This is a genomic window from Propionispora hippei DSM 15287 (assembly GCF_900141835.1).
GTDB lineage: Bacteria > Bacillota > Negativicutes > Propionisporales > Propionisporaceae > Propionispora > Propionispora hippei.
The window spans coordinates 32,895-49,879 of the sequence record NZ_FQZD01000016.1 but is presented as its reverse complement, the minus strand read 5'-3'; the positions used below and the strand labels follow the sequence as shown (position 1 = coordinate 49,879).

Annotated in this window: 15 protein-coding genes and 1 riboswitch; of the genes, 1 reads left to right on the top strand and 14 read right to left on the bottom strand. The window is 50.4% G+C overall.

Annotated elements, in window-relative coordinates:
• Positions 1 to 148 precede the first annotated feature (148 nt).
• From ileS to F3H20_RS10860, 11 genes are all read right to left on the bottom strand, one after another.
• Entirely contained in the window at positions 149 to 3,250 is a 3,102-nt protein-coding gene (ileS, locus tag F3H20_RS10905; protein ID WP_149734962.1) for an isoleucine--tRNA ligase, read from the bottom strand.
• Positions 3,251 to 3,621: 371 nt separating this feature from the next.
• Positions 3,622 to 4,308, bottom strand: a complete 687-nt coding sequence (locus F3H20_RS10900) for an FHA domain-containing protein (protein ID WP_149734961.1) — start codon at positions 4,306 to 4,308, stop codon at positions 3,622 to 3,624.
• An 87-nt stretch (positions 4,309 to 4,395) separates the two neighbouring features.
• Entirely contained in the window at positions 4,396 to 5,229 is an 834-nt protein-coding gene (blaOXA, locus tag F3H20_RS10895) for a class D beta-lactamase (protein ID WP_149734960.1), read from the bottom strand.
• A gap of 151 nt (positions 5,230 to 5,380) precedes the next feature.
• Positions 5,381 to 5,812 carry an EamA family transporter gene (locus F3H20_RS10890; protein WP_149734959.1) on the bottom strand — a complete coding sequence of 144 codons (432 nt, stop codon included), beginning with the start codon at positions 5,810 to 5,812 and terminating at the stop codon, positions 5,381 to 5,383.
• 50 nt (positions 5,813 to 5,862) lie between these two features.
• The gene (locus F3H20_RS10885; RefSeq protein WP_149734958.1) at positions 5,863 to 6,261 is read right to left on the bottom strand and encodes a (deoxy)nucleoside triphosphate pyrophosphohydrolase; all 399 of its coding nucleotides are present in this window, start codon (positions 6,259 to 6,261) and stop codon (positions 5,863 to 5,865) included.
• A gap of 53 nt (positions 6,262 to 6,314) precedes the next feature.
• Entirely contained in the window at positions 6,315 to 7,145 is an 831-nt protein-coding gene (gene thiM, locus F3H20_RS10880; RefSeq protein ID WP_149734957.1) for a hydroxyethylthiazole kinase, read from the bottom strand.
• Positions 7,132 to 7,659 carry an energy coupling factor transporter S component ThiW gene (gene thiW, locus F3H20_RS10875; RefSeq protein WP_149734956.1) on the bottom strand — a complete coding sequence of 176 codons (528 nt, stop codon included), beginning with the start codon at positions 7,657 to 7,659 and terminating at the stop codon, positions 7,132 to 7,134. Before thiW ends, thiM begins: the two co-directional genes overlap by 14 nt.
• A gap of 342 nt (positions 7,660 to 8,001) precedes the next feature.
• A riboswitch (TPP riboswitch) is annotated at positions 8,002 to 8,110 on the bottom strand.
• 55 nt (positions 8,111 to 8,165) lie between these two features.
• Complete coding sequence (mrdA, locus tag F3H20_RS10870) at positions 8,166 to 10,013, bottom strand: penicillin-binding protein 2 (RefSeq protein WP_149734955.1); 1,848 nt, start codon at positions 10,011 to 10,013, stop codon at positions 8,166 to 8,168.
• 210 nt (positions 10,014 to 10,223) lie between these two features.
• Complete coding sequence (locus tag F3H20_RS10865) at positions 10,224 to 11,258, bottom strand: threonine aldolase family protein (RefSeq protein WP_149734954.1); 1,035 nt, start codon at positions 11,256 to 11,258, stop codon at positions 10,224 to 10,226.
• Positions 11,259 to 11,617: 359 nt separating this feature from the next.
• Entirely contained in the window at positions 11,618 to 11,794 is a 177-nt protein-coding gene (locus F3H20_RS19910) for a hypothetical protein (protein WP_188128289.1), read from the bottom strand.
• Between the two features lie 47 nt (positions 11,795 to 11,841).
• Positions 11,842 to 12,354, bottom strand: coding sequence for a hypothetical protein (locus tag F3H20_RS10860; RefSeq protein WP_223191731.1), 513 nt, complete (start codon positions 12,352 to 12,354; stop codon positions 11,842 to 11,844).
• A 284-nt stretch (positions 12,355 to 12,638) separates the two neighbouring features.
• On the opposite strand from F3H20_RS10860, the gene F3H20_RS10855 reads away from it, so the two are divergent.
• A complete protein-coding gene (locus tag F3H20_RS10855) occupies positions 12,639 to 13,250 on the top strand; it encodes a hypothetical protein (RefSeq protein ID WP_149734953.1) in 612 nt (203 codons plus the stop codon).
• Positions 13,251 to 13,291: 41 nt separating this feature from the next.
• Here the strand turns inward: F3H20_RS10855 and F3H20_RS10850 are convergent, their stop codons facing one another.
• The 3 genes from F3H20_RS10850 to F3H20_RS10840 all read right to left on the bottom strand — a co-directional run bounded on the left by F3H20_RS10850 (position 13,292) and on the right by F3H20_RS10840 (position 16,975).
• Entirely contained in the window at positions 13,292 to 14,707 is a 1,416-nt protein-coding gene (locus F3H20_RS10850) for a sodium:solute symporter family protein (protein WP_149734952.1), read from the bottom strand.
• A 529-nt stretch (positions 14,708 to 15,236) separates the two neighbouring features.
• Positions 15,237 to 16,106 (bottom strand): ketose-bisphosphate aldolase, encoded by an 870-nt coding sequence (locus F3H20_RS10845; RefSeq protein ID WP_149734951.1) that lies wholly within the window; start codon positions 16,104 to 16,106, stop codon positions 15,237 to 15,239.
• A gap of 17 nt (positions 16,107 to 16,123) precedes the next feature.
• Complete coding sequence (locus tag F3H20_RS10840) at positions 16,124 to 16,975, bottom strand: class II fructose-bisphosphate aldolase (RefSeq protein WP_149734950.1); 852 nt, start codon at positions 16,973 to 16,975, stop codon at positions 16,124 to 16,126.
• Positions 16,976 to 16,985: the final 10 nt, after the last annotated feature.

The window sequence follows — 16,985 nt, the reverse complement described above, 5'->3', positions numbered from 1 at the left end:
GCCGCAATATAGACTAATTACTTCCAGTTAACATTTTTTTCAGCTTTTTGTCAATAGACATTGGTGCATGAACCAATATCAGCTTCTAACCAGTAAAAAGAAACAGGGCCGGGGATATATCCCCGGCCCTGTACAGGTCAGCAGCGTACTATTGCCGCTCCACAGCCAGCTTTAATTTTTCGCCGTTAATATTCACTTCCGTGTACTCCCGGTCGGCATCAAAAATGATGTCTTCCGCCAGCGTTTCGCTCATAATATAGTCTTTATATTGTTCGACCACGGCTTTCAACAGCTCATTGCCGGTCATATAAATGTTTATCTTATCCACCACTTCAAACAGGCTGTCTTTCCGCATGTTTTGCAGCTTGCTGATTATCTCCCGGGCATAGCCTTCAGTCTTCAGTTCTTCACTGATATGGGTATCCAGCACGACGCCCAGCTCGCCCTCGCCGGCGAAAGCGAAGCCTTCCAAACCGTTCATGGTAACCAGCAGGTTTTCACTGTTCAGCTCAATGGAGGTTCCCTCCACCTCAATGTTAATGCTTTGTCCGGCTGACACTTTAAGCGCCAGTTCCATCTGATTCGCATCAGTAATCGCCTTTCGGATTCCCGGCAGCAGTTTGCCGTACAGCTTGCCCAGCACGGGTGAATTGGGCTTAATGGTATAGCTTACATAATCAGACATATTAGCATTGACCATAACTTCCTTAATATTCAGCTCATCCTTGATGATATCCACATAGTATTCAGGAAGCTCGCCGGTGCTGACCAGCATCTTGGGCAGCGGCTGGCGATTTTTAATGTTGGCCAGATTTCTGGCGCTGCGACCAAGGCCGCAAATCTTGTAGGCCAGTTCCATTTCCTTTTCCAGTTTGACGTCCACCAGTTCCTCCCGGTATGCGGGCCACAGGCAGAGGTGCACACTCTCCGGTGCTCCGGGCAGAACAGGTGCCACCAGATTCTGATAGATTTCCTCGGTAATAAACGGCACGAACGGAGCCGCAACGACCACCAAATCTTTCAGCACGGTATGCAAGGTGAGGTAGGCGTCAATCTTGTCCTCCGTCATATCCATTGACCAGTAACGGGTCCGGTTGCGGCGGACATACCAATTGGAAAGCTCATCGGTAAACTCCTCGATCAGTTCGGCAGCGCCAGTGATTTTATAAGTATCCAGATACTCATCCACCCGTTGGATCAGGGTATTGAGTTTGGAAATAATCCAGCGGTCCATGACATGGCTGCTTTGCCGTCCCTGGTACTTAGCCGGATCGAATTGGTCGATCTCAGCATACAGCACATAGAAGGAGTAGACGTTCCACAGGGTATTCAGGAACTTGCGCTGCGCTTCGATGACGGCGTCCTCGTAGAAACGGGAGGGCAGCCAGGGAGCGCTGGCCGTGTAGAAGTACCAGCGCAAGGCATCAGCCCCCTGATGGTCCAGCACAGTGAACGGACTCAACACATTGCCTTTATGCTTCGACATCTTAAGACCATGCTTATCCAGCACGTGGCCTAAAACGACGCAATTTTCAAAAGAGCTTTTGTCAAATACGGCAGTCGAAATGGCCAGCAGCGTATAGAACCAGCCGCGGGTCTGATCCACCGCCTCAGAGATGAACTGAGCCGGGAAGTTCTGTTCAAACAGCTCTTTATTTTCAAACGGATAGTGATACTGGGCAAACGGCATCGAACCGGAATCATACCAGCAGTCGATGACCTCGCTGACGCGCTGCATAGCTTTGCCGCACTGCGGGCAGTCAAGGTGTACCTGATCAATGTACGGCTTATGCAGATCAATATCGTCCGCTACCGTCTGGCCCTTTTCTTTCAGTTCGGCCACACTGCCGATGCATTCCCGGTGGCCGCAGTCGCACTCCCAGATAGGCAGCGGAGTGCCCCAGTAGCGTTCGCGGCTGAGACCCCAGTCGATGACGTTTTCCAGGAAGTTCCCGAACCGGCCTTTTTTTACATTGTCCGGATACCAATTGATGGTATCGTTGTTGGCCAGCAGATTATCCCGCAGCGACGACATTCTGACAAACCAGGATACCCGCGGATAGTAGAGCAGGGGCGTATCGCAGCGCCAGCAGAACGGATAGGAGTGAAGATATTTTTCCGCTTTATACAGCGTGTTGGTTTCTTTAAGGAACGCCTGAATCTTCTCGTCGGCCTTTTTGACGAACAGGCCCTGCCAAGGCGTCACTTCCTCGGTAAAGTTACCCTGGGCGTCCACCAGATTCACCAGAGGCAGGTCATATTTCTGACCGATCTTGTTATCGTCTTCCCCGTAGGCCGGCGCAATATGCACGATACCGGTGCCGTCGCCGAGGGTGACAAAATCGCCGTGCACCACATAGTAGGCTTTCTTCTCCGGCTTGGCAAAACTGAACATGGGCTCGTATTCCTTGCCCAGCAGTTCTTCGCCTTTGAACTCCCGCACCACTTCATATTCGCCTTCCAGGCAGTTCAGCAGTTCCTTGGCCAGAATGAGGTGTTCCTCCTGGTTGATGACTTCCACATAATCGTATTTTTGATTGACCGCCAGGGCCACGTTGCTGGGCAGCGTCCACGGCGTCGTCGTCCAGACGAGAATGGCGGCATTTTCACCTTTCAGCCGGAATTTAACATAGGCCGAGCTATCCTTTACATCCTTGTAACCCTGGGCCACTTCGTGAGAGGACAGGGCGGTACCGCAACGCGGGCAGTAGGGAACAATTTTATGCCCTTTATAGAGCAGGTCTTTATCCCAAAGCTGCTTTAACGACCACCAGACCGATTCGATATAGTCGTTATGATAGGTTACATAAGGATTCTCCATGTCAATCCAGTAAGCTACCCGTTCGGACATTTCCTTCCACTGCGTGGCATAGGTAAACACGCTTTCCTTACACTGCTTAATGAAAGCTTCCACACCATATTTTTCAATTTCCGGCTTGCCGGAAATGCCCAGTTTCTTTTCCACTTCCAGCTCCACCGGCAAACCGTGGGTATCCCAGCCGGCCTTGCGGAGCACCTTATAGCCTTTCATAACCTTATAGCGGGGAATCAGGTCCTTGATAACCCGGGTTACCACATGACCGATGTGCGGTGTGCCGTTAGCTGTCGGCGGACCGTCGTAAAAGGTAAAATACTCCTTACCTTCATTCATGTCAAAGTTCTTGGCAATGACCTTTTTTTCTTCCCATAAATTCAGGATGGATTTTTCCATTTCCACAAAATCATTCTTCGGACTTACTTTCTTGTACATATTCTGCCCCTTTCTCTTAAGACAATGCTGCCACCCGGCGGATCGTTGTTAAAAATAAAAAACACTTCGCCCCCTGTCAGGACGAAGTGTTCAACTTCGCTATACCACCTTCACATTCAGGTACTGCATACCTTATCCTTTAACGCAGGAATACGAATGGACCTACTGTAAGTGTAGCAGTGAGTCACTACACTAGTTCAGCCATCGGCTCTCAGGTGATTTTCTGCCGGCAATCCCCCGCAGGTTCTCAGCTACTCCTGCTCTCTGTGCGGTTCCCAACCGGAATACTCTTCCTGTTCACAGCCTTTGGTAAAACCAGATTCAAATATTCATCGCTATTATACGTCTTCACCGGTGAATTGTCAAATAGTTTACTTGACGGCTATTTCCAGCATATAACCATAAGCCCGGACCGACTTTAACAGCCCGGCCCTCGCTCCCAGCTTCCGGCGCAGTCGGTATACCAGGCTATTCATTTCATCGGCTCCGACATCGACGATCTCCTGCTCCGGATTAAACCGTTCCCCCCATACGGCCTGCTTAATCCGTTCGTAAGCTACTGCCGTATTAGCATGGTCGTGGAGCAGTTTTAGAAAGAGCCACTCTTTTTCAGTCAGCGGCATGGGCTGTCCTTCAATCCGGCATTCCCGTTTCCTGTCATCCAATATAACACCGGCTCCATCAGAACTTACTGTCACCGGCTGTGTCAAGTCGATGGTTACTTCATCCAACGCCGACTGAACAATCCGAAACACGGCCACTCCCATCGACAAAGAAATTCGATCACCGCTAAGAATGGGATATTTCTTATGACTGAGCAAGCGCTTCTCATTAAGAAAAGTCCCGTGCTTGCTGCCGGTATCACAAACTTCCAGACCATCCTTATGATGGTAAATGCAACAATGACAGCGGGATATAAGGAAATTGGAAAAACTGATATCGACCTGCTGCTTCTCGCTGGAACGGCCCAGACAAAGTTCGCCTGGTTCCAGTTTTAAGCGGGTTCCTATTTCAAACGGTTCTCCCCTTTCGATAACAAGCCACACCTGTTTTTGCATCGGAAATCTCCTACAGAGTATTTTAGAGGGGCCTTCCCGCCATTCTCACACAGCGGCCCGGCTCCTCTATTTATTATAAGTTCCGATTCATTTATCAATCAAGCTGTACTTTTTTAAAATATTCAGGGTTACCTTCTTGGCAAAAGCGCCGCCGGTTTTATTTCCTTGCGGACTGTCAAGCTGCGTAGCATAGAGATAGGTCCTTCCCTTTACATTGACGAACCCAACAAACCAGCCCAGATTGTCTTTGGAGCTTCCGGTTTTTCCGTACAGCGCATATGTATCCCCCTCTTCCAAAAGCATCATCCGTTTAACCGTTTTCATCACGTCTTTATCGAAAGGCAGGGTTCCGGCATACAATTTCTCCAGAAACTCAACCTGTTCCAACGGTGAAATGGTCAGCGAGCTGTTTAGCCAGAACTGGTCAATGCCGCCGCTGATGTCCCGGTTGCCGTAAGAGCATTGGTCCAGCCAGTATTGCATCCGCTCGGCGCCAATATCACGGGCCATAGCCTGATAATACCAGACTACGGAATAGCGCATGGCCGACCCCAGCGTATGATCCCGGTTCCACACCGCCAACCCACGGTCGGTGCCATCCCAGCGCTTCACATCGTACTCGTCCTGCACTGCTTTGGTCTGCAACCCAATCAGCGAGTTCATGATCTTAAAGGTAGAGCAAGGCGACTGCCGGACATTCGCTCTGGCCGGATTGTAGACAAACATTTTGCCGGTTTGCATATCTTTTAAAATGAATGTTCCTTCCTGGCGGGGGAAAAATTCGTCCACCTTGACGGCAGTTACATCCAAAGGAATCACCTTAGGCTCCTGCTGCCGTGCCGATACAGATACCACTGCCACAATCCCCACAAGCATACTTAACAAAAGAATCAGCCCTGTCATGATTGTACTCTTTTTCATAACTTCACCCCTGTTTTTCTTCTATACGTCCATTATAATAGCTTACTTAACAAGGAACCATGTCAGGAGTATGACAGGTTGCTGATTTTTGCCTGACAAGCTGCAGACTATACTTTCGCCAGGCTGGCAGGCTCATTAAATCAGCGGCTCCCTAGGATAGAGCCACCACAATGGCCCCGGCGGCGATAAGTGCAACGCCGATACCATTTAACAGGCTGATGTTTTCACCCAGCAGCACGACAGCCAGAATCGTGGCCATCACAACACTCAGCTTGTCAATAGGCGCTACCTGTGATACCTTGCCGTACTTAAGGGCCAGGAAATAAAACAACCAGGACAGGGCCCCGGCTATACCGCTAAGCACAATAAATAAAAACGTCCTTTTATCGGCTAAAATGACCGGTATTTGCTTAACACTACCCTGCAGTACCACCACTCCCATTAAAAAAATAGCCATTACGATCGACCGGACGGCTGTAGCCGAGTTGGCGTCCACCGTCTGCAGGCCAATCTTGCCAAAAATAGCCACCAGCGCCGCCGTTACAGCCGATAGCAAGGAGAATACCAGCCATAAATAATCCAATTCACCTACTCCCTTTCTTTCCACTATACTATGCAATCGCGCAATATCCGTCAACTCTCCCCAGCGGACAATAGGTCTCTCACCTTCGCCGCTATCGGAATATCGGCCGGAGCAAATGGATAGCCGGTAATTGTGTTCCTATCAACCCAGGCAAGTCCGTCATGAACGGTCAGTCGCAAATTGCCGTTTTGCCAGGTGACGATATAGGCCATTAACCGGATGACGCCCCGACCGTAGTCGTAGATGCTTTCGGTCAAAAAATCTCCCACCGTGACTTCGATTTGAAGCTCCTCCCGGATTTCCCGTTGCAGACATTCCTGCGGTGTCTCCCCGTCTTCAATCTTGCCACCGGGAAACTCCCATAGATTCTCCAGCGCGTCACCTGTTCGCCGTTTAGCGATTAGGCACTTACCGTCCTTTAATAAAACAGCGGCCGTTACATGTCGCATGACCCAAGCTCCTTTAGACAATAATGATGATGACGGCGCGATATCCCTACCGGTTAGCAGACCGTCCACCTAATGGCTTTGCTAAATTCCTCGTCAGTCAGACTGTATATAGTATCCAGCAAATTGGCCCGGAACATGCCGGTGCCTTTCACCGGCAGGGAAAGTTCACCGCAGATGCCTAAAAACGCCGTCGCCAACACCGCGCCGGCCAAAATACGACCGGTTGAAATAAAGCTGGCCACCAGCACATTGAGCATACAGCCGGTTCCCGTGATCCTCGCCAGCATGTCACAGCCATTTTCCAGCAGGAAAACGGTCCGGCCATCGGTAATCACATCCACCCGGCCGGTTACGGTGATAACTGCGCCAGTGGCCAGTGAGAGCTCCCGCAGCCAGCGCAAGGTATCGGCCATATTATCCCCGGCCAGGCTGTCCTGTTCGCCAGCATCAATTCCCTGGGCATGACTTTCTCCTTTGCTAAGCGTCTTGATTTCCGACATGTTGCCTTTGATCACGTCAGGGCGGCATTCGGCAATAAACTCCCTGGCAAAGTCAAGACGCAGGCGGCTGCAGCCCACGCCGACCAGATCAAGCACCGAAGGCAGCTTCCGTTCGCCGGCCACTTTGCCGGATACACGCATAGCCGCCATGCGGCTGTCGGTTATATTGCCTAAATTGACCGCCAAGGCAGCTGCCGTCGCCGTAATGCCGGCCACTTCGGCCGGATGCTCCGCCATGATCGGCTTGGCCCCGACGGCCAGGACAGCATTGGCGCAGTCATTGATCGAGATGGGATTGGTAATGCAGTGAATGAGCGGCCTGCGTTCCTGCACCTCCCGCCGGACAGCCAGCAGTCCGGCAAGCGAGACATCAGCCTTTGTCATAGACCACCGCTCCTAACCGGTTCTGACATACTGCCAGCATACCCGTTTTTTTCAAAGCTGTCAAAAATACATAGGCAATCGAGCCGCCGATCAGCGTAGCTGCGGTAAAGAGCGGCAGATAAAAGGTCCAGGTCAGCCCTGCCTTGCCCCACAGAAAGGTCATCACCGGATAGGAAACAAGGGCACCGATTACGCCTGTGCCAAGCACCTCGCCAATAACAGCCCAGATCAGCCGTCCCTTAAAATACCGGTACAACAGACCTGACAGCAGGGCGCCAAATACCGCGCCGGTCAACGCCAATGGCGGGATGCCCATCAGCATCATCCGGATGATACCAATCAGTGTAGCGCACAGCAAAGAATACCAGGGTCCCAATAAAACAGAACATACGATATTGATCACATGGGCCATCGGGCACATCCCTTCAATCCGCAGGATAGGGGAAATTACCACGCCAATGGCCACCAGCATGGATAACATCACCATCTTTAAGAGTCCCTCATTTCGATTCATCAAAAACACCTCATCTGTAATCATCTATGGCAAGCATGTACATGCTTAATCCCTGTCAACAGGCTATGCCGGACAGGGATTAAATTACAGCAAGGTATATAAAACAAAACTACATAGCAGTCCCCCTCTGGCATAGCCATCAGACCGGTCGAGGCTCCAAAGCCTCCTCTCATCCCGAAACACGGGCTCCCTCGCTATGTAGCTGTCGTTTGCCATCCGGTGCAGGACGCTCCTCCTCCACCGAGTGCTCCATTCGGCAAGAACTAAACCTTGCCGCTGAAACCTACGAACAATAAAAAAAAGGATACACCTGCCGGCATATCCCTGCTCTAGCTATACATCATAGCAACACAATTCACATTCCTACGTTGGCATTATCCAAATCAGGTATATGGGTCAAAGTTCGATTACTTCCTCTCAGCCTGCTACACAAGCTCCCCGAAGAATATGTGGTTTTATTTATTATATCATACAGGCTCACTCTCGGTAAATATAAGAAGTACCTTTTATGGCTGCTTAGCACCGGCTTTTGCCGCCTGCTCCTCGGCATATAAATCTGCCGGATTCTTCTGGGAAGGAACATCGAAATAAGCCTCCAGCATTTTGCGGGCAATCGGCACGGCCGAATCGGCGCCAAAACCACCCTGCTCAATCAGAACAGCCACCACGATCTGCGGATCATCAAACGGCGCATAGGCCACAAACCAGCCATGATCATCGCCATGAGGATTTTCCGCCGTACCCGTTTTGCCGGCGATCGGAATGGGAAAGCCGGCGAAGGTAGACGCCGCCGTACCACCGGGCAAAGCGACATCCCGGAGAGCGCTCCGGATGAGATTAAGTGTTTTAGCCGATATATTGATCGTTCCCACTTCCTCCGGCTGAAAGGTCTGAATGATTTTTCCGTCGGGACTGGCAATTTTACTGACAAGGTAGGGGCGGTAACGATGTCCGCCGTTAGCTATCTGAGCCATAACATTGGCCACCTGCAGCGGCGTCGCCAGTTGGAATCCCTGCCCGATAGCGGCGTCAAAGGTTTCCGACAGGTACCAGTCTTCGTCGTACACTTTCATTTTATACTTTTTATTTGCCACCAGACCGTTCGATTCACCCGGCAGCTTGATGCCGGTGTATTCACCAAGACCGAACATTCTTGCATACTTTTCCAGATTGTCGATGCCCAGCCGGTTGCCCATTTCATAAAAATACACATTATCCGATTTGGACAACGCCTCGCGGAAATCGATCAGGCCCAGCGCTTCATTCTGCGCGTTTCCCTTGGGAATAATCCAGTGCTTGCCTGTATCGAGAATCTTTTCTTCCGGCGTCACCTTACCCAGTTCCAACGCTGCCGTGCCTGTCACAATTTTAAAGGTAGAACCCGGCGGATATTCACCGGCAATCACCCGGTTCTGCATGGGATTGAACGGATTATCGTTGATTATCTTCCAGTCTTTTTCCGAGATGCCGCCATTAAACAGGTTGGGATTAAAGGCCGGCCGGCTGACCATCGCCAGCACCTCACCGGTCTTAGGGTTGATCGCCACGGCGGCGCCGGCTTTCGCTTTGCTGTTGCCCAGCTTGTTTTGCAAATAGGTAAGCTGCCTGTCCATCGCCTCTTCCGTAGCCTTCTGGACGCGATAATCAATGGTAAGCCACAGGTCATTGCCGGGAACCGGCTCCTTCCGACCAAGTCGCTGGATGGGGCGCCCGGTCACATCCACTTCGACCTGCTCACCGCCGTCCACACCGCGCAGTGTCTTGTCATAGACCTGCTCCAGACCGGACTTGCCCAGAATGTCACCACTTTTATAACCGTCGGCTTTCCCTTTTTCCAGTTCGTTGTCGTTGATTTCCCCTACGTAGCCGAACATATGAGCGCCAAGGTCATTATATATATAGCTGCGCACCGCCTGGATCGCCAGTACCACGCCAGGCAGATCGCTTTTGTGTTCTTCGATCCTGGCCACAATGTCCTGCCCCACATCGTTTTTCACGATAACCGGATTTAACGGATTTTCCTCCTTTTTAACTTTGCTGTTGATCTCCTCCGGCTTAATCTTGAGGATGTCAGCCAACCTAACAATAACCTCCTGTGAAACCGGTCCGTCAATCGGCATCAGGGACACCGAAAAACCGGGCCGGTTGTTCACCAGTGGCGTTCCGTTGCGGTCATAGAAGGTTCCCCGCGGCGCCGTAACGGTAATCAGGCGAATGCGATTTTGCTCGGCCAAAGTGTGAAAGTAATCACCCTTTATGATCTGAAGGTAAGCTAATCTGCCCATAAGCGCCAAAATAACTATAATGACAATAAACCCTAACACATCCACCCGGTTTTTCGACCTGCTTACCATCGTAAAGCCTCTCTTTTCTATGTAGAATTCGACTCTATACCAGTCTATCAAATTTACATAATCAGTTCAATGTAAAAGTTTTTACAGGCTTTTCACTGCAACCGGTTCGATGACTAATCACGCAAAAAGCAGAAAAGGGTACTCTACTTTTCACGTAAAGTCCCTCGCGATTCCCTGCTACCTTGCCAAATCATATTGCTTTACATTGCCCTATAGCGCCTGAATATCCTTGACCAACCGATCCACGTGTTCCTTCTTGGTGGCCCAACTGGTACAGAACCGCACCACACTGTGAGTGGCTCCCGCCTTTTCCCAGAAAGAATAGGCGTAGGTTTCGCCCAGTTTTTTTAATACTTCATCAGGCAAAATAGGAAATTGCTGATTGGTAGTAGAAGCATAGCGGAAAGAAAATCCTTGGGCCGTGAAAGCTTCCCGGATACGCATCGCCATGGCTACGGCATGCCCGGCAATTTCAAAATACAGACCGTCCTCAAACAGCGTTTCAAACTGAATGCCCAGCAAACGTCCCTTGGCCAGCATCCCGCCATGCTGCTTGATCATGTAACGAAAATCCCGCCGCAAAGCCTCCTGTGTGATCACCACAGCTTCTCCCATCAGAGCTCCGACTTTCGTTCCCCCGATATAAAAAACATCGCAGAGACGGGCAATATCGGTTAGGGACAAGTCGTTGTCCGGAGCCGTCAAACCGTATCCCAGCCGGGCGCCGTCCAACATCAGAGGCAGCCCGCATTCCCGGCAAACAGCGCTTAACGCCTCCAGTTCGTCCTTACGATATGTAGTACCGTTCTCAGTAGGATGGGATATATACACCATGCCGGGCTGTACCATATGTTCATGGGAAGCATCGGCCCAATGAGCCCGGTATAACTCTTTTACCTGTTCGGCCCGGATTTTCCCGTCTCGGCTGGGCAGGGTAAGCACCTTATGACCGGCCGCTTCGATGGCGCCGGTCTCATGGACGGCGATGTGGCCGCTTTCGGCTGTCACCGCTCCCTGATAAGAACGCAGAATCGAGGCAATGATGGTGGCATTGGTCTGTGTGCCGCCGACCAAAAAATGAACCTCGGCGTCCATCGCCTGACAAGCTTTTTTTATATAATTCCGGGCTGCTTCGCAGTGCTGATCCAAGCCATAGCCCGGCGTCTGCTCCTCATTGGTTTCCAGCAGTCGCTGCAAAATTCTGGGGTGAGCGCCTTCGGTATAATCGCTTTCAAATCGTATCATAATCGTGATCCCTCTCCTTTGTTTCGTCAATGCAGCATCTTGCTTATCATCAGGGTAGCAGAATTCAAGTTTTTTAGCAATAAACACCATCTGAGAAAACAACAAAAATCAGTCCCTTTTCCGGTAAATAAGCTAAATCTCTCACTACCTCGGGCTCTTAATAGATTCTGTTCCGCACCAAGGAAACTAGGAGCGGAAAGCTTCCGGCATTGCCGGGTAAAAATAAAGAACCCTATTCTTTCGAATAGGGAAATCAAGCCCGGATGGAAGGAGAAACCCCAAAGAGCCTCTCTCCCAATACGGGGATTATTTTTTTGCTTAATTAGACTGACCGACTCCAACGCCTATCAAAAAAGCCGCTACTTCCCGCAACGCCTGCTCATGACGCTGTTTTTCCCGTTCCTGCCGTTCATGACATTCTCTGTCGCTTTCATGGGGGCGCCGCTTCGTTTCTCTTTTATGACGTTCATTTTCTTCCCATTCTCTCCGGTCATGCTCACGCTGCCGGTCCGAATCACCGCCATGAGGACGGTCAATACGAATGGTCTGCTGCTTTTTGTTAAATCACTTCACAAATAAACGGTTATTTTTCCTCATCCCGCTTTTCTTCCGGCAGCGTTTTCGCGGCAACCGGCAGTAAGACATTTGCTTGCGGGTCCCGGTAAAAAATCCAGGCTGCCACAGAATACCACACTAAAAAAGTCAACAGAGCAAAATAACGGTAACTGCCGATATACGTAAATAATCCATAGGCTTCCAGTACCAGTCCCACAATATAATCCAGGCCGGTAAAAGCCAGCAAATAGGGAATCAAAAAAGCTCTGCGCCGGGGCATCAAATAGAAAAAAACAGCAAAAGAAAATGACCAGGCAATCGGTGTCCAGGCCGGTATCAGCCCCATAACACTGAACGGTCCCATATTGGTATATTTCAATAAATTCATATAGCTTGAAGCGGAGGCGATAAGCCCATGAACAAAGCCGCCAAGCACGATGCCATATAAAAGATAACGCTTATATTGCGCCTTGGGTACCAGCAGAAAAAACACAGCTCCTACAATAAAGGTAAACAGCATAAATATATAGCTCTTATCCACAAACAAACCTTCTTTCTCCAAAATTTTACGTTTTTATTTAGTATGCCTTCTTTAGCGGCAACTGTATACAATCAACAAACAAGGCAACCTTCCTGCTAAAACAAAGTCCTGCAGCATAGCCAGCACACCGACCGGCTATTGCTGCAGGAAGCCGAACTTAGCCTATGCCATGTTTCCAAAAATTTCACTCAATTATACCGTCATCGGAATGAAAAGGGCAGGAGTCTGGAAAACAAACAGCGAAAATTCAAGCTATCCATTATCATTAACAACGGAGTGATGTTATGAAGCTCATAACTGCTTTAGTGTTTTTATTATGTATCCCGCTGCTTTGTTTTGCCGAACCCCATTACATTACCGCTACCGGTACTTACCTCATGGGCGATGGAGAAACGCCGGCTGCCGCTCAGGACAAAGCCTTGCTCAACGCCAAACGGGGGGCCATCGAACAGGCCGGCATCTATATTGAAAGCTTCAGCCAAACGGAAAACCTCCAGCTTACCAAAGACGAAGTCACAACCTTGTCCGCCGGGCTGCTGCAGGTCACCTCGTCAAAAGTACAGCGCACCTTAACCAGCGACGGTGCCTTGTCCTTTACCGCTGAGATCACCGGTCTGGTCACGACGGACGACATCGCAACCCTGCGTCTCCGCTTAAAAGAACTTCAATCCCCCCCGGCTTCCCCTGCCACTCAACCGGTTATCGATCCGGTCTCCAAAAAAATGCCCGACGGCAGCGAGGTCAACTACAATCCGCTGTTAGATCAATTGACTATTTTTAAAAACGGGCGGCAAACTATGGTTTACGCCAAGGTTCGCGGCTTTGTGCAGGCTAACGATACACACGTCATTCATCTGCTGGAATCGCTGGGAGTCAACTGGAAATCCCTTCTATAATAAAAATCCGTACCGCCAAACGGCAGGTACGGATTTTTCGTTTACGAACGACAGTGCGCCTTACCGGCAGACCCGTGTCCGGCCTGCCACCGCTTGCTAATCAGTCCGGCCAGAATGATGCCGGCACTCACCGCAAGCCCGATAAACAGCGGGTCAATTGGTACGGGAAATACCGTAGCCGCCAGGATAGCGGCCAGCGTACTGATTGCCATCGAAGCAAGAGCCCAACTTCCCGGCAGCCTGCCGGGAGCGAAGATCGCCAGCGTAAGCGGCAAAAATACTCCGCCGCCCCGCAGCGCCATGGACAGGTAATTCCAAAGCAGTACCTGCGACTGCAAATGAGCCACGGCAATCAGACAGGCCAGACCCATGACCAGCAAAATGATACCCCGGTTTATCCACAATAATGTTTGACTGCTTTTTACCTGAAACAGCTCGGCGCAAATATCCCGCGAAAGCATGGTGCCAATACCCAACGTTAGCCCGGCAATTGATCCGATAAGCGAAAGTAAAATACCGGCAAGCCCGATACCGCCCAGCCAGGCCGGCTGATATTGCAGCAAATAACCCGGCAGCACCAGAATCGGCAGCATAGCAGGATGGGTTGCATGCATAAACATGCCGATGGCAATGGACGGCAATCCCACCGGTATGACGATCAACGCCGCAACAAACGCTCCCGCTGCTGCCGTCCGTGAATCGGCGGCGGAAAAAATGGACTGAATATAAGTTTGAGTACACATAATGCCGACAATCAGAGAAAAAAGATTGCCCAGCCCCGCCCAGAAGCCATGTCCCCACAGGCTAAGCCAGGGAAAGTCCGGAAACTGCAGCGCAAAAGCAGGCATTTCCCTTAAAGCCAGCCAGGCCGTGCCGCCGGCTGCCAGTAAGGTAAGCCAGATAATCACCATTTTCAACATACCGGCTACGCCGGCGCTTTTTATGCCGCCAAAAAAAACATAGGCAGCCACCAGCAGCATAAGCAGTAAGGCCGCCGGCCAGGGTCCGAGATGAAACAAGGCTGCAATCAGTTGAATTCCCGGCAGGCAGCTTGCCACAGCACTAAGCAAGATGCCCAGGGAGGAAATCACACTGACCAAAGGACCGGCCGTTTTGCCGTAATTTGCCACCAGATATTGCGGAATGGTCTCCAGACCGGTACGGCGCAGCGGCCGGGCATAAAACAAACCCATAATAATGAAACCAATGCCGGAACCTAAGGTAAACCACCAGGCGGAAAGCCCCAGCGAATAGGCCATTTGCGCCGTTCCTACCGTGGCACCGCCGCCAATTACCGTACCGGCTATGCTGCCTGCCACCAGAGCCGTACCGGCAGAGCGTCCGCCCAGACTGTAGCCTTCCGCCGAAGTCACTGTCCGGGCCGAATACAAACCGCTGCCGATTACCAGCAAAATTGTCAACGTCAGGCCAATGATATGACCAAGGGTAAGTTCCATAACCAAGCCCCCAACCCGGCTAATGGTCCGCTAATTTGCTGGACCGCTAGTGTCTTGGCAAAGTTATGAATTAGAATTATACAGTATAGATTTTTCTGCAATGCAAGGCGGAGGAGACGCGCATATCGGCCATATGTAAGCCAACGACAACACAGCAGTGCGGAAAAAGATAGGCTGTATAAACTAAGATTTAACTTGGTCAAGACACTAGTACCTCGTCAATCCTAAAGCCAAGGTACCAGATACCTTTTAAGTAAAATTATAACAAAGACCAGGCAATATGAAAAACTCCGTTCTAGCCGTTTTACCGCTCATTCCCGGCTTAAACGGCAAGCAGGGACATAAGCAGGCACAGACTTAATGATCGGCTGGCTAACGCCCAAATACCCCTTTAAAACGGCAAAGTTCTCAGCAGCCACGGGTTGGCTGCTGAGAACTTTGCTCGGTTGCCTTACTCCCCTACCGGCATACTCCGGCAGGGAAGGACTTTTACTTTATGCTGCCATGTTACATACAGCATACTCTTCGCTTAATTTTCCTGATAACAGCTTGCTTTACCGGCATCATTAAACAAATCAATTTTTTGATAAACCACCTGTTTCATAGCCTCAATACAAGGTGGATAAATGGCGTTTGGTTCACGGATAACCGGGTCCTGCAGCACTTCCCGGCATTTCTTGTAAAAAGCGTCCTTGATATCACTGGATATATTGATTTTCGATATCCCCAGTCTTACCGCCTCGGCGATTTCACTATCGGCATTAGCCGAGCCACCGTGCAGAACCAAGGGTATATCCACAATCGCTCTGATTTCCTGCAGCAAATCCATTCTCAATTTTGGCTGCATATTTTTCGGATAAATGCCGTGCGATGTACCGATGGCAATCGCCAGCGTGTCCACGCCGGTTCTGGCAACAAATTCTTTGACAGTGGCCGGATCGGTATAAATAATTTGCTCCGTACCGCCTTCACCACCGTTGCCGGTCGTTCCGATCGTCCCCAGTTCGGCTTCTACAGAAACATGGGCAGCCTGCGCCACTTCGATCACTTTTCTGGTGATTGCCACATTCTCTTCAAACGATAGCAGCGAGGCATCAATCATCACGGAAGTAAAGCCACAGCGAATAGCCCGGACAATCTGCTCAAAGCTCCCGCCATGATCCAGATGAATTACGGCCGGTATGCGGCTATGGATAATTTCTTCCCGCACACTGGCAATAAAGCTGTCTTCCACAAACGATAATTCATCGGGATGAATGGCGATGATCACCGGCGCCTGTTTTTCCCGGCACCCATCCATAACGCCTCTTAGCAGCATATTGCTGCTGACATTAAAAGCAGGTACGGCAAACTGATATTTTTGCGCCACCGACAATAATTCCTTCATATTCATTAGCATAATCCCTGTTATCTCCTTTAGTTTTTATTATATGATCCCGACAACCGTATATAGTGCCGGACAATCTCCATACTGTCCGTTTCCACCCGCTCGACCAGATCATAATAGTTAATGTCAGGATTTTCTTGCAGTCTGTTTTTTACGGCAGCCACATTGGCATTCATAAAATCGCAGCCTACATTAATCTTATTGATTCCATCCTTGACCGCCTGGCGGATATTCTTCTCGCCGGAACCGGAACCGCCATGCAGTACCAGCGGCAGCCCGGTCATCGCTTTAATCTGCCGCAGCCGTTCAAAATCAAATGCTGGAATCATATCAGCGGGATAATTGCCGTGAGAAGAACCGATGGACACAGCCAGCGCATCAATACCCGTTTCCCTGGCAAACCGCACGGCCTCATCCGGGTCGGTATACATGGAATGCTCGGTAAACTCCGCTCCTTCCGTAGCACCAATGCAGCCAATTTCGCCTTCCACACTCACTCCTTTGGGGTGGGCGAAATTAACAATCTCCCTTGTCATCGCAATATTTCCGTCCAGACCAAACCGCGAGCCGTCGACCATGACGGAAGAAAACCCGTCGTCAATTGCCTTTTTTAACAGCAAAACCTCCTGCCCGTGATCAAAATTCAGCGCAATCTTAACTTTGGACCGATTGGCCAATACCTTCACCATCGGTGTGATCAGTTCGCTGTCACAATGCTGTATCAGATGATCCTGATACAGATTAATAATGATTGGCGCATTTTCACTCTCCGCCGCCCGGATAACTGTCCTGGCGGTCTCCAGATTAAAGCAGTTAATCGCCATAACCGCATAAGCCCCGGCATGCGCCTTCTGCAGCATATCCTTCATGGAAACATACATAGCTTACACT

Coding starts and splice junctions, on each gene's coding strand:
- ileS (WP_149734962.1), bottom strand. CDS start 3,250: ATGTACAAGAAAGTAAGTCCGAAGAATGATTTTGTGGAAATGGAAAAA.
- F3H20_RS10900 (WP_149734961.1), bottom strand. CDS start 4,308: ATGCAAAAACAGGTGTGGCTTGTTATCGAAAGGGGAGAACCGTTTGAA.
- blaOXA (WP_149734960.1), bottom strand. CDS start 5,229: ATGAAAAAGAGTACAATCATGACAGGGCTGATTCTTTTGTTAAGTATG.
- F3H20_RS10885 (WP_149734958.1), bottom strand. CDS start 6,261: ATGCGACATGTAACGGCCGCTGTTTTATTAAAGGACGGTAAGTGCCTA.
- thiM (WP_149734957.1), bottom strand. CDS start 7,145: ATGACAAAGGCTGATGTCTCGCTTGCCGGACTGCTGGCTGTCCGGCGG.
- thiW (WP_149734956.1), bottom strand. CDS start 7,659: ATGAATCGAAATGAGGGACTCTTAAAGATGGTGATGTTATCCATGCTG.
- mrdA (WP_149734955.1), bottom strand. CDS start 10,013: ATGGTAAGCAGGTCGAAAAACCGGGTGGATGTGTTAGGGTTTATTGTC.
- F3H20_RS10865 (WP_149734954.1), bottom strand. CDS start 11,258: ATGATACGATTTGAAAGCGATTATACCGAAGGCGCTCACCCCAGAATT.
- F3H20_RS10855 (WP_149734953.1), top strand. CDS start 12,639: ATGAAGCTCATAACTGCTTTAGTGTTTTTATTATGTATCCCGCTGCTT.
- F3H20_RS10850 (WP_149734952.1), bottom strand. CDS start 14,707: ATGGAACTTACCCTTGGTCATATCATTGGCCTGACGTTGACAATTTTG.
- F3H20_RS10845 (WP_149734951.1), bottom strand. CDS start 16,106: ATGCTAATGAATATGAAGGAATTATTGTCGGTGGCGCAAAAATATCAG.
- F3H20_RS10840 (WP_149734950.1), bottom strand. CDS start 16,975: ATGTATGTTTCCATGAAGGATATGCTGCAGAAGGCGCATGCCGGGGCT.